11 protein-coding genes and 4 pseudogenes are annotated in these 11,936 nt (G+C 65.3%); 11 read left to right on the forward strand and 4 right to left on the reverse strand.

Annotation, left to right across the window (positions count from 1 at the left end; all coding sequences use genetic code 11):
• The first annotated feature begins 156 nt into the window (after positions 1–156).
• From QMQ26_RS18665 to QMQ26_RS18675, 3 genes are all read left to right on the forward strand, one after another.
• Positions 157–588 carry a hypothetical protein gene (locus QMQ26_RS18665; RefSeq protein ID WP_404813917.1) on the forward strand — a complete coding sequence of 144 codons (432 nt, stop codon included), beginning with the start codon at positions 157–159 and terminating at the stop codon, positions 586–588.
• 330 nt (positions 589–918) lie between these two features.
• Complete coding sequence (locus QMQ26_RS18670; protein WP_404814188.1) at positions 919–3,354, forward strand: tetratricopeptide repeat protein; 2,436 nt, start codon at positions 919–921, stop codon at positions 3,352–3,354.
• 205 nt (positions 3,355–3,559) lie between these two features.
• Positions 3,560–4,447, forward strand: coding sequence for an LLM class flavin-dependent oxidoreductase (locus tag QMQ26_RS18675; RefSeq protein ID WP_282202044.1), 888 nt, complete (start codon positions 3,560–3,562; stop codon positions 4,445–4,447).
• A gap of 94 nt (positions 4,448–4,541) precedes the next feature.
• Here QMQ26_RS18675 and QMQ26_RS18680 read toward each other — a convergent pair whose 3' ends face one another.
• A complete protein-coding gene (locus QMQ26_RS18680) occupies positions 4,542–5,531 on the reverse strand; it encodes a hypothetical protein (protein ID WP_282202045.1) in 990 nt (329 codons plus the stop codon).
• Between the two features lie 470 nt (positions 5,532–6,001).
• Positions 6,002–6,238 (reverse strand): annotated as a pseudogene (locus tag QMQ26_RS18685) (LLM class flavin-dependent oxidoreductase); the annotation flags it as partial.
• A 61-nt stretch (positions 6,239–6,299) separates the two neighbouring features.
• Here QMQ26_RS18685 and QMQ26_RS18690 point away from each other — a divergent pair.
• Together QMQ26_RS18690 and QMQ26_RS18695 are read left to right on the forward strand one after the other, a co-directional pair.
• Positions 6,300–6,548: a type II toxin-antitoxin system CcdA family antitoxin gene (locus QMQ26_RS18690; RefSeq protein ID WP_100837150.1), complete on the forward strand. Its 249-nt coding sequence runs from the start codon at positions 6,300–6,302 to the stop codon at positions 6,546–6,548.
• Positions 6,545–6,946 (forward strand): DNA-binding protein, encoded by a 402-nt coding sequence (locus tag QMQ26_RS18695; protein ID WP_282202046.1) that lies wholly within the window; start codon positions 6,545–6,547, stop codon positions 6,944–6,946. The genes QMQ26_RS18690 and QMQ26_RS18695 overlap by 4 nt, the downstream gene beginning before the upstream one ends.
• Positions 6,947–6,994: 48 nt before the next feature.
• Here the strand turns inward: QMQ26_RS18695 and QMQ26_RS18700 are convergent.
• Positions 6,995–7,180: pseudogene (locus QMQ26_RS18700) on the reverse strand (LLM class flavin-dependent oxidoreductase); the annotation flags it as partial.
• A gap of 192 nt (positions 7,181–7,372) precedes the next feature.
• On the opposite strand from QMQ26_RS18700, the gene QMQ26_RS18705 reads away from it, so the two are divergent.
• Both QMQ26_RS18705 and QMQ26_RS18710 read left to right on the forward strand, forming a co-directional pair.
• A complete protein-coding gene (locus QMQ26_RS18705; protein WP_282202047.1) occupies positions 7,373–8,029 on the forward strand; it encodes a DUF433 domain-containing protein in 657 nt (218 codons plus the stop codon).
• Positions 8,026–8,487 carry a DUF5615 family PIN-like protein gene (locus QMQ26_RS18710; RefSeq protein ID WP_282202048.1) on the forward strand — a complete coding sequence of 154 codons (462 nt, stop codon included), beginning with the start codon at positions 8,026–8,028 and terminating at the stop codon, positions 8,485–8,487. The genes QMQ26_RS18705 and QMQ26_RS18710 overlap by 4 nt, the downstream gene beginning before the upstream one ends.
• A gap of 65 nt (positions 8,488–8,552) precedes the next feature.
• Here QMQ26_RS18710 and QMQ26_RS18715 read toward each other — a convergent pair.
• Positions 8,553–8,792 (reverse strand): annotated as a pseudogene (locus QMQ26_RS18715) (LLM class flavin-dependent oxidoreductase); the annotation flags it as partial.
• A gap of 65 nt (positions 8,793–8,857) precedes the next feature.
• On the opposite strand from QMQ26_RS18715, the gene QMQ26_RS18720 reads away from it, so the two are divergent.
• The 4 genes and pseudogenes from QMQ26_RS18720 to QMQ26_RS18735 all read left to right on the forward strand — a co-directional run bounded on the left by QMQ26_RS18720 (position 8,858) and on the right by QMQ26_RS18735 (position 11,737).
• The gene (locus QMQ26_RS18720; protein WP_282202049.1) at positions 8,858–9,139 is read left to right on the forward strand and encodes a hypothetical protein; all 282 of its coding nucleotides are present in this window, start codon (positions 8,858–8,860) and stop codon (positions 9,137–9,139) included.
• Positions 9,136–9,528 (forward strand): type II toxin-antitoxin system VapC family toxin, encoded by a 393-nt coding sequence (locus QMQ26_RS18725; protein ID WP_282202050.1) that lies wholly within the window; start codon positions 9,136–9,138, stop codon positions 9,526–9,528. The genes QMQ26_RS18720 and QMQ26_RS18725 overlap by 4 nt, the downstream gene beginning before the upstream one ends.
• Positions 9,529–9,858: 330 nt before the next feature.
• A pseudogene (locus tag QMQ26_RS18730) lies at positions 9,859–10,026 on the forward strand (IS5/IS1182 family transposase); the annotation flags it as partial.
• A 238-nt stretch (positions 10,027–10,264) separates the two neighbouring features.
• The gene (locus QMQ26_RS18735; protein WP_282202051.1) at positions 10,265–11,737 is read left to right on the forward strand and encodes an MFS transporter; all 1,473 of its coding nucleotides are present in this window, start codon (positions 10,265–10,267) and stop codon (positions 11,735–11,737) included.
• Positions 11,738–11,936: the final 199 nt, after the last annotated feature.

Here is an 11,936-nt window from a genome sequence, read left to right on the forward strand (position 1 = left end):
GAGGGGTGGGGCCGACTGGTGGAGCGGAGTGCGTCCGACGCGCCTTCCGCAAGCCCTGTGCGTTACGTAACCGATCGGGTAGTTGAAGCGTTCTACCCACAGATGCAGCGAGGCGCTTCAGCCTGCTCGGACGCGAGAGGTACCGGAGCGATGGACGTGGCAACGATCACGGAGGCTGCGGGAACAGCACTGGTAGGGGCGATGGCCACAGATATGTGGCGGAAGGCCGTGGACGGCGTCACGGCTCTGTGGCGGCGCGCGTACCCGGACCGGGCCGAGACGGTCGCCGCAGAACTGGAGCAGACGCGTCGGCAGGTGCTGGCCGCTCGTCAAAGCAATGACGAGCGGGCCCTTCAAGACCTCCGTATTGGTTGGCAACTGCGTCTGGCGCAGTTCCTTGATCTGGAGGATCACCAACTCGCCGAAGAGTTGGCTGCACAGCTTCATCGTCTCGTCGAGGAAGAACTCAGGTACGCCGCCGCTCCGAGCGAACGCAACTACACCAACAAGGTTGAGATGAAAGCCGTGGCGTTCGGAAGAAGTCAAGTCAACCAGGTGGCAGGGAACCAATACAACTACGGGGACTGAAATACGGCACCATTTACGCAGGTGCCGGCAGTGGCCGATTGAGCGGAGAGAATTTTGCGTCACCGGGACAGTGATGTCCTTCGCATCAGACAGCAAGCTTCGGCGTCTGGGGCATCTAAGCTCTACCAGACCGCAGGTCCCCAAGTGGTTATTGAAGGAGGCCTGAACGTCTACCCAAACGCTGATCGCCCTGCCGACAGTTCCCCCGTTTCTCTCACACCTCCTTTCAAGCTTCTCCCGCACTGCCTCCACGGACGGGACGCTGATTTGCAAAACCTGGGAGGAGAATGCGTTCAGGATGCTCTCGGACGTTTGACCGTGCTACACGGCATGGGTGGAATCGGTAAGACGGCGGTAGCTCTCTCCCTGGCGCGAAAACTTCGGGGAAAAGGCGTACGCGTCTTTTGGATTTCAGCCGCGAGCCCATTCAGTGTGCGCGAAGCAATGCTGCAGATTATGATCCGGCTCGGCGCTGAAGAATCCCTAGTGCGGGAGGCAGCCCTCGGACACGTCAATGTCGCCGATGTGATGTGGGAGGAACTCGAAGGAAGCGAGGTGCCATGGCTTTTGGTCTTCGACAGCGCAGATGACCCGGGCCGAATTGAGAACGAGTTGGGCCCAGCGTGGCTGAGTTCATCACCTTCTGGATCTGTCCTCGTCACATCTCGCCAAGGAAGTCGCGGCTTCTGGCCCTGCGATGTCAATCTGATGAAGCTGGATCCACTGAGCCCGACTGCCGGAATAGATATGCTTCTTGATCTGACTGACGAAAGAGAGGCGGTGATCCAACAGCGCCAACAAGCAGAGCTTCTGGCGGCTCGCTTGGGCGGAATTCCGCTGGCCTTGCGCCTGGCCGGCTGTTACCTATCTCTTCCTTCGTCCACCATCCGAGGATTCGAGGATTACCGGGCAGCCTTGGACAAGGACTTTAAGGCTGTTATCGACCGAGCGGCTTCCACGTCCCCGGAGCTATGGCCGGAAGGTGAGCTGCGCAGTCTCATTATGCAGACCTGGGAGATCTCCCTGGATGCACTGGAGAAACAGGGAATCCCCCAGGCCAGGACCGTCATGCGACTGCTCTCCTGTTGGGCGAGTCAGCCTTTTCCCATCAAGCTGCTTTCCGCGAAGATCCTCGCTCGCACGAACGGTTCGCGATTCGGATACTGGGACGAATTAGTTCTCGAGAGAACTCTCAATGCTCTTAATGCCCTTGGACTGGTCGATGTGGTCTGCGAGAGCCCCGAGTGGTTGACATCCCCTGGCGGCGGCTTCTATCACCAAGATGGTCCGCCTACTGGACATCACTGCATCGTGGTTCATCCGCTTGTAGCCGAGGTGAATGCAGCACAGCTCGATCACTCAGAAGATAGCGGTCGGGTGTGGGCCGCAGCTGTTCGGTGCCTGGGAATCGTCCGGGGCATGTGGACGGAGGATCCAAGACAGCTGGGCTTTTGGCAGCTGATCATCCCTCATTTGCTGGCCGTGGCCTCCCGCCTGCCCGATGAGTCTGCTGATCTATTCAAAGTCATCGTGGATATCCAGGATTGGTTCAGCCAGTACCTGCGAGTATCCGGCCAGTATGAGGTCGGCTATAAGCTTGCGAGCGTCTCGCATTCAAGGATCAGTGAGCTTCGGCTGCCCGACAAACTCCGTTTTCTCTCCGGGTATATCTGCGCAGACTGGTCGTGGCAGACATCGCGCCTGGAGGAGGCCGACGAGCTGATCAAGGAGGCTTGTTACCTGGCTGGGCAGGCTGCCGGCCCTGAGAGCTACCAGGTGCTCGTCGCCAACGGGCTTCTCGTTGCCATTCAGGTAGAACGAGGCTTTTTCAAAGAGGCCGAGAAATTGGCACGCGAATCCACCTTGGCGCTAGATGGACGCCAGCTTCACCAGCTCTCCGCCCAGGCGTATCATCATCTCGCTACTATCCTCAGGGAAACTGGGAAACTGGAAGAAGCGGAGGAGAATTCTCGCCTTGCAGTACGCCTATGCGAGAGGATCCCCGGATTTCCACCGTACACCAAAGCGGTAATCCGCCATGAGCTTGGAGTAATTCTCTGGCATCGGGGTCGGCTAGATGATGCACTCAAAGTGTTGACGAAAGTCCATCAAAGCCAACGTGGATTCCTGGCTCCTTGGCATCCATCCATTCTGGTCACGCGCTACGATATTGCATCCATTAATGCCATTCAGGGGAATCTCATGAAAGCCTTGATGGAATTTATGGCAATCTATCTGACCGAGAAAGACTTCCTTGGCGAAAGGCACTACGCGACTCTCCAAACCAAGCATCAGGTGGCCCAGATCATGGTACAGCTGGGAGAGCTGGAGGCGGCCGAGACAATTCTGGCTGAGATCGAGATCGAACGCTGCTCCGGGAAACTTGAAACGCGTCACATGGATGTTCTGGCAACTCGCCACGAGTTGGTCCACATCAAGGCTCAGCGCGGTAATCATATCGGGGCATCGCAGGAGTGGCGGGAAATCCTCGAAGAGGAGCGCAGGCATCTCGGGGTGGAACATCCGTCCACACTTCGGACCCACTTCAACTGGGCAATCTGTTGGGCTGCATTGGACAGGCAGGCTATCGCTCGGATCGAAATAGGTAAAGTCTTGATGGCCCGGCGCCGCACCCTAGGTGCCAAGCACCATGAAACGCAGCAGGCCCGCCAGACGCTGGAATCCCTGATCCGCTCGCCGAGGGCGATCTGGCGGTTCGATAGGCAAGCACGGCGTCCGTTCCCGCGAAGCAGGACGAGCGGATAGGTGCCACGATTTCCAAGGAACCAGAGCACGGGAGCACACGGCAAGACCCACACCGTGCAGGCTCCCTGGCCACTGTGGCCTCAGTCGTTGCCGTTCAGACGTGTTGGCTTCCCCCGTGCCACGATGTAGGGGTGCAGCCCGTCCCTGGGCTGTAATGCTCGCCGCCCATGGGATGGTCTCTGACCAGTCCCGTATGGTCGATGGCATGCGTCTGAGCACAGTGATCCTCCCCATCCACCGGTGGAACAAGGGACAGAAGATCTGGCGTCGAGCTGAGGACCTCGGCTTCCACGCCGCGTATACCTACGACCACCTGTCTTGGCGGAGCTTCCGGGACGAGCCGTGGTTCGGATCGATCCCGACGCTGACAGCGGCAGCGACGGTCACCGAGCGGCTCCAGTTGGGCACCCTCGTAACGTCACCAAACTTTCGCCACCCGGTGACGTTGGCGAAGGAGCTAATCACGCTGGACGACGTGTCGGGCGGGCGGCTGACGCTGGGGATCGGGGCCGGCGGGGCCGGGTTCGACGCGACGGCGCTGGGGCAGGAGGCGTGGTCGCCGAAGGAGCGGGCGGACCGGTTCGGCGAGTTCCTGCCGCTGCTGGACGAACTGCTGACGCACGACGCCACCACGCGCGAGGGCGCATACTACTCGGCGGTGGAGGCGCGGAATATCCCCGGGTGCGTGCAGACGCCGCGGGTGCCGTTCTATGTCGCGGCAACTGGCCCGCGTGGGCTCCGCCTGGCCGCTGAGTACGGGCAGGGCTGGGTCACGTACGGCGACCCGCGCGGCCCGGCGGACGTACCGGTCGAGCAGGCTCCCGAGGTGATCGCCGCACAGCTGGCGAAGCTGACCGTCGCCTGCGAGGCGGCGGGCCGCGACGTCCGCGAGCTGGAGAAGGTCCTGCTCCAGGGCTCGACAGCCGAGAAGCCGCTGCAGTCCGTAGCCTCCTTCGTCGACTGGGCCGGCCGCTACCAGGAGCTGGGTATCACCGAACTGGTCATTCACTGGCCGGTCCCGGACTCGATTTTCGCCAACGACCTCGCCGTCTTCGAGAAGATCGCCACCGAGGGCCTCGCCCAGCTGGGGTGATCAAGGATTCGTCTCGTGTGGTTCGCGCCGCTGGGCGGAACCTGTCCGCCAACGGCCAATCGGTTGATGGCCGTTGGCGGACAGGCAACGATGCTCAGCTATCGCGGCCCTGGGTGACCACGAACTCCGTTTCATCGAGCGTCGCGCCGACGCTCGACTCGGCCCACTTGGCGAGAAGGTCCGCGCGTTGCTCGACCTTGTCCAACAGGTCGGTCAGCTGGGCTGCATCCGGCGACGTGGGTAGCTCGCAGCGAATCGCCGCGATGGTAGTCGCGCTGCCCTCCTCGTCGGCAGGGTCATCAGGTTCCCAGCAGCCGATCTCGATCTCCCAGGAGTCGTCCTTCTTGCTGCCGGGCTCCGGCGCATGGACCGACATGTAGTAGCCGTCCGAATCGTACGGCTCCGTGAAGATGCTGAGAGGGGCGTAATCCAGTGTGGCCTGCTCGCTGGAGCATCGGGAATAAGCGGTGACCATCACACGTAGGTCCTCGATGGCCTGCTTACGCTCCTTCGGGGAGAGCCCCTTTTCGAGCAGATCCAGTTGCTTCCGGACCTCCCGGCTCAGCATTCGCATCCCGCCGTCATGCGCCACGAACGGGCGACCGAACTCCCAGCATCGCCGGGTCGCCGTCTCCGGCGCGGGGATCCCCTCTGCGTACTCGGCCATTGCATCGCGCAGTTCACGTGCCTCCGTGGCCAGTTCCGCGTCGACCGCGATCAACACAGGCGGGGGCACGGCTGTCACAGCGTCATCCAGATCGGACAGCGCCTGGTGGAGCTGCAGGCAGGTGTACTCGTACCACAGGCTGTGCGTGCCACTCAGGAGAGCGGCGCGCGTGTCCCGGTTGGTAAGCGCGCCGAGGTGCGTTCGCGGGTAGTCGTTGAAGCCGCGATCACGGCGATCGTAAACACTCAACGGGACAGTGGCCAGGGCGGAGATCCGGTTGAGCGCATCGACGATCGGTGCCGCGAGAGCAGGGCTGCTCAGGCTCGTCACAGTGGACGATGCAACCCCGTCCGGGGCCTGATAGGTCGCAAGGATCTGCGATTTCCCGCGGTTCGCATGCTGGGAGTAAATGGTCACAGTGGCACCTTTCGACCACCGTGCTGATGGCAGCCCGCTGGTCACGTGAGTTACGGGGGAAGAAGGCGGTGGCGAGGGTGCTTTCCGACGCTCCGTGCCTTGAAGAAACCAGCGGTGGTCCAGGCGCTGTCCCGGACTCCTTGCCGCTCTCACCGTAGCGCACTTGTGGTGAGCGACCGTCGGATCTTCCAACTTCTGAGAAGATAAGCGACTTTGACCACCAGGAAGGATCCGTTCCGGTTCAGCCAGGTCGACCTCGCTGGGGCAGCCTTCTCCGCTCGAGAGACAGGCGGCGCTGTCGACAAGGACCGACCCACGCCGCTGGGTCGACGGCTGCCGCCAAGTCCGCCCTGGCTACTGGGCGGCTTAGGTCGCCCGTCAGGCGAGATCCGCTTTCCATCCAGGTGCGCCCTGACGGGCCCAGGGGTCACAGCGCGTGGGTTCCGGGTCGTTTCCGCAGGTCAGGCTGCGATAGGTGAAAAAGAGTTGATCGAGGTCACCAGCGTCCCCAGCCGAATCCGCTCCGTCGCCGTGGCGGCAGCCGTCAACGTCGGCACCGACCCGAACCACGGCTCCTCCCGGAAGCTCCGCCAGCTCAGGTGGTCGTACGTGTAGGCCGCGTGGAACCCGAGCTCCTCGGCCCGCCGCCACACCTGCTGCCCCTCGCTCCACCGGTGGATGGGGAGGATCACCGTGCTCAGTCGCATGGCCTGACACTATGCCGCCGAAGACCGGCCGAAGTATGCATACCGGCAGTATGCTTGCTTCATGGCGGCTACCACACGCATCACGGTCACCCTGCCCACGGAGCAGGTAGCCGAGCTGAAGAAGCTCACGGACAACGTCTCCGGCTACGTCGCGGAAGCGGTGGCCCGGCAGATCAGGCATCAACTGGTCGCGGAAGAACTCCGTCAGTACGAGGAACAACACGGCGCGTTCACGGAAGAGGAGCTCGCTGCCGCGCACGCAAGGATCTTCGGTTCATCCGAGCCGGGCAGCGGAGCGGCTGCCGCGTGAGTGTGCGGATCGAGACCGTCGTGCTGGACTCCGAGGGAATGTCCGCCTGGATCTCGCAGGACCGGGGCGTGCTCGCGATGATCAAGGCTTTCCACTCGATGGGGGCCGGCCTGGTCATCGGCGCCAACACCATCGTGGAGATCTCGCACGCCAGGACGAACACCGCCCGCCTGGACTGGGTGCTCTCGCAGGTCAGGATCGAGCCCGTGACAGAGCGCGCGGCCAGAGCCTCCGCGGCGCTTCTCAAGCAGGCGGGTCTGCACGGTCACAAGTACGCCATCGACGCCACCGTCGCCGAAATGGCACTCCGTCAGCCAGGTCCGGTGGCCATGGTGACCTCGGATGTCGACGACATGGCCAAGCTCTGCGGTGACCGGGTTCGGATCATCGCGATCTGAGCCGGCAGCAGGTCAGGGCGTTCATGGCTGCGTTCCCACAGGTCAGTGCGTGATGGGTGAACGAGGCTTGACCGAGGTCACCAGCGTCCCCAGCCCGATCCGCTCGGTCGCCGTGGCCGCCGCCGTCAGCGTCGGCACCGACCCGAACCGGGGCTCCTTCCGGAAGCTCCGCCGGTTCAGGTGGTCGTACGTGTAGGCCGCGTGGAACCCGAGCTCCTCGGCCCGCCGCCACACCTACCGCCCCTCGCTCCACCGGCGGACGGGGAGGATCACCGTGCTCAGTCGCATACCGCCGACCCTACGCGTTCACTGCATCGGCGATCCGATCTGCAGTGAGTCGCTGGGTCGGGTGAAATCGTGGCAGTCGGGCCGGTGCTACGGGACCATGAAGTACGGTTCGGTCGACTGCCGAACGAGGCCAGGGAGGTGCCGCAGTTGTCGTATGAGCCGAAGCTCGCTGCTGCGCTGTCCGGCGCCACTCTGCGCCAGTTGTCGCATTGGCGTAGGGCCACAGCGGGGCGCGGAGCCGTGCTGGTACCGGAGCTTTCAGCCTCTCGGCCGATCCTCTACTCCTTTCGGGACGTCGTGGCCCTCCGCGCATGCGTCCATTTGCGTCAGGACACCTCGCTCCAGAAGATCCGGCGTGCGCTGGACACCCTGCGCGACGGTCTCAACGAGCATGAACACCTGTCGCGTTACCGGCTGGTGGCCAGTGCCGACACCATCTACCTGGCCGCTCCGGATCACGCTGTGGACTTGGTGCAGAAGCGCGGCAACCTGGTCATCCACGAGATGGTCGACGTACTCGCCCCGTTCTACCGCAATGGCCGCCAGATCCCGAGCCTTCTGCAGCCCAGAGAGCACCTGTCGGTGGATCCGCTGGTCCGTGGCGGCGAACCCGTGATCGAGGGAACGCGTGTCCCTGCTTCGGAAGTCGCTGCTCTGCTGAAGGACGGTGTCCCTCCGGAGTCCGTCGAGGACTTCTACCCCGGTGTCACCGCGGCAGCTGCCCGCGACGCTGCCGACTTCACCGCTTATGTAGACAGCTACTCGGATGAAGGATTTCGGCAGGCTGCCTCTTGAAAATCCTGCTCGATGAGAACGTCCCCTTGCCTTTGGCGCGCATGGCCCAGTTGCTGCTGAAGCAACACGACATTCAGCACGTGGCAGAGATCGACGGCTGGGCAGGTACCAAGGACATCGAGCTCTACGCACGCGCGGCCTCAGCAGGCTTCCAGGTTGTGATCACCAACGACACCAAGCAGATGGCTCGTCCGCTGGAGGTCGTGGCGATCGCCGAGTCGGGGCTGCACAGGATCGAGTACCGCCACAATCACAAGCACGGGGGCCTCGTCGGCCTGGGTGCTGCTGTCGCCACTGTCTGCGCAGGCCTACCCCATGCGCTGACCGAGCTCGAACACGCAACGGGCCAACTTCTGCTGTCCCTCACTTCGATCGACCCGTCGCATCAGAGTCGACTGCGAATCGTGAACCCCGCCACGGCTCCTCCGAAGCACTGGCCAACGGCCGGAGGCGTGTGAGCAGCTGGCCGCTCGAACAGACTCCACGCCGAACGGGCGCGACTTCGGACTTTCCCAGCTCAGCCCGTGATGGGTGAACGAGGCTTGACCGAGGTCACCAGCGTCCCCAGCCGAATCCGCTCCGTCGCCGTGGCGGCAGCCGTCAACGTCGGCACCGACCCGAACCACGGCTCCTCCCGGAAGCTCCGCCGGCTCAGATGGTCGTACGTGTACGCCGCGTAGAAGCCGAGTTCCTCGGCCCGCCGCCACACCTGCCGCCCCTCGCTCCACCGGTGGACGGGGAGGATCGCCGTGCTCAGTCGCATGCCGGCGGCCCTACGGGCAAGGCTGACCGCCGACATCCTCACACACCATGTACTACAGTTTTCCCATGACTGCACCACGCTCCGGCAAGACACGAGTCACCAGCGTCTCCCTGCGCGCCGAGACCTTGGAAGCCATCCGTGCCCGCGCCGGCAAGCAGGGCATCTCCTCCTACATCGAGGAGGCCGTGCAACGGCAACTCCAGCGCGAAGCCATCGACGAGTACATCGAGGCCGCCGAAGCCGATCACGGACCGGTGGACCCGGCGGAGGTGACGGCCAGGGCCGAGCGCATCCGTGCGCACCATGCCGCTCATCGCGCAGACTCCGCCCCGGCGGATGTCGCGTGAGCGGCACGCTCGTTCTCGACAGTGAGGCTCTCTCCAAGCTGTCCCGGCGGCACCGCGACATGACTGTGTGGTTGGACGTCGCCCGCACCCTGGATCTTCTGGTGGTGACGAGCGCAGCCACTCTGGTGGAGGCGCGCGATCCCAAGGTGCCGCAGGCGGCGTTCGACCATGCGCTCTCCCTCGCCAAGGTGCGGCCCGTCACGGAGGAGATCGCGCGGGCGGCGAGCAAGCTGCTGACAGCTGAGGGGCTGCACGGCCACAAGTACGCCATCGACGCGATGCTCACAGCCACCGCGCACGCGGAACACGGCGACGTGACCGTGGTGACCAGCGATGTCGATGATCTACGCCGCCTGTGCCACCGCCGCATCGCGGTCGAGCCGATCTGACGTCTTCGCACGAAGGCGGCGCGCGTCCGGATTCGCTACACGGGCGAGACCCGGGAAGCAGCCGAAGCCGGCGCACGAGACGAGCGGTCGTTGGGGCTCGACGACTGTTCCCCCGAACAGTTGAAACTCCGAACGCTGCTGGCGCTGGGCCTGTTCAACAGGAGCATTGATCTCACTTCACCAATTCAGTGGGGCTTGCACACGCTTACCGCCTGCACGCGGCCGGCGCTCGCAGAAAGGGGCCACAGACGGGGACGAACCGGAAGGTCCGGGCCGCTCGCAGACGCGCCACGCCCTCGGCCGGTCCCGAGGTGGGCTGACCACCGAGGTCCACCCGCCTTCGGTAAGGAGATCCACCGTGACCGCAACGTGGTCCAACGGGGCTTCGCCCGGCGGAAGCAGTTCCGCGCGATCGCGACCCGGTTCGACAAGCTCGCCGACCGCTACCGCGCCGGAGTCGCCCCGGCCTCACTGATCATCTGGCTCCGCGCACCAGCCGGATGATCATTTGTCGGACGCGCCCTGGAAGCCCTGGTGGCCGCCCGCCCCCGCTGTCGGCGGACTGTCGGCGGGCTGTCAGTGGGATGACAGCGGCCTGTCGGCGCGCTCCCGCACGCTCTGAGGAGACGGGCGGCAGCGCCACGGCGGCAGTGCGGACGGCATCGATGCACCGCGACACCCGCCCTGACACTCACCCCGACACCCGCCCTGACACCCGTCCCGAGAGGAGGCCGCCATGACCGGCACCGAAACCACCGCCGTCGCCCCAGCAGCGGCGCCGCGCACCTACCCGTCGCTGCGCGCGGCATGGATTCCGCTGGCCGCGCTCTGCCTGGCCTTCTTCGTCGAGATGGTGGACAACACCCTGCTCTCGATCGCGCTGCCGACCATCGGCCGGGACCTGGGCGGCGGCACCACCGCCCTCCAGTGGGTGACCGGCGCGTACTCGCTGACCTTCGGCGGCCTGCTGCTGACCGCCGGATCGATGGCCGACCGGCTCGGGCGGCGGCGGGTGCTGCTGGTCGGCCTCGCCGCGTTCGGCCTGCTCAGCCTCGGCGTCGCCGCCGTGACCGGCACGGGGCAGCTGATCGCCCTGCGCGCCGGCCTCGGCGTCGCCGCCGCGGCGATGGCGCCGATCACCAACTCGCTGGTGTTCCGGCTCTTCGACGACGCGGCCCTGCGGATGCGCGCGATGACCGTCATGATCGTCGTCGGCATGTCCGGCTTCGTGCTCGGCCCGCTCCTCGGCGGCACCGCGCTGGCCCACGTCAAGTGGCAGTGGCTGCTGCTCGTCAACGCCCCGATCGCACTGATCGCCGCCATCGGCGTGCGCCTGGGCGTCCCCGCCGACCGGCCCGAAGACCTCACCCGCGACCGCCTCGACCTGCCCGGTGCGCTCCTCAGCGTCGCCACTATCGGCCTCGCCTGCTACGCGCTCACCAGCGGCGTCGACCACGGCTGGACCTCCGCCCCCACCATCGGCTCGATCCTCGGCGCCCTCGCTGCCGGCCTCGCCTTCGTCTGGCACGAGCGCCGCACCACCGCCCCCATGCTCGACCTGAAGCTGTTCACCAACGGCACCGTCCGCGGCGCCGCCATCGCCCAGATCGGCACCGCCATCGCGATGGCCGCCGTGATGTTCGGCCTGATCCTGCACTTCCAGTACGCCTACGGCTGGAGCCCGGTGCGGGCCGGCCTCGCCAACCTGCCGATCATCGTCACCATGCTCGCCGCCACCCCGCTGTCCGAATGGCTCGCCAAGCGCTTCGGCCACCGCATCGCCTGCCTGGTCGGCGCCGCCTGCCTGGCCGGCTCCCTGGCCGGCCTCGCCTGGGGCGTCTCGCACGGCTATGCCGCCATCGCGGTCTGCATGGTCGTGATGACGATCGGCCTGCGCACCGTGATGACGATCTGCGCCATCGCCCTGGTCGAGAAGATGCCCGAGAACCGCACCTCGATGGGCACCGCCCTCAACGACACCGCCCAGGAGGTCGGCAGCAGCGTCGGCACCGCCGTCGTCGGCACCCTGATCGCCGCCCTGGTCACCACCCGGCTCCCCGCCGGCACCTGGAGCAACACCCTCGTCCACTCCTTCTTCCACGGCGAACGCATCACCTACGCCGTCCTCGCCGCCGTCGTCGGCCTCGTCACCGCATTCGGCGCACTCACCCTCACCGACTCCCACAGCACCGAAGAGCACTCCGCCTGACCCCTCCGGTGCTTCGACCGCGACCGGCGCCCCGCCCCTCCCGGCGGGGCGCCGGTCGCGATCGGATGCGGGCCCGGGGCAGCCGGTCCCCGGGGGCGAGGCCCCGCCCGGCGAGCCGGTCGAGCGGGGTGCAGCCGTAGCCGCCGCCGTCAGCGTCGGCAGCGTTCCGGACCTCGATGGCGGCCGGGCCGTCGTAGCG

This window comes from Kitasatospora fiedleri (assembly GCF_948472415.1).
GTDB lineage: Bacteria > Actinomycetota > Actinomycetes > Streptomycetales > Streptomycetaceae > Kitasatospora > Kitasatospora fiedleri.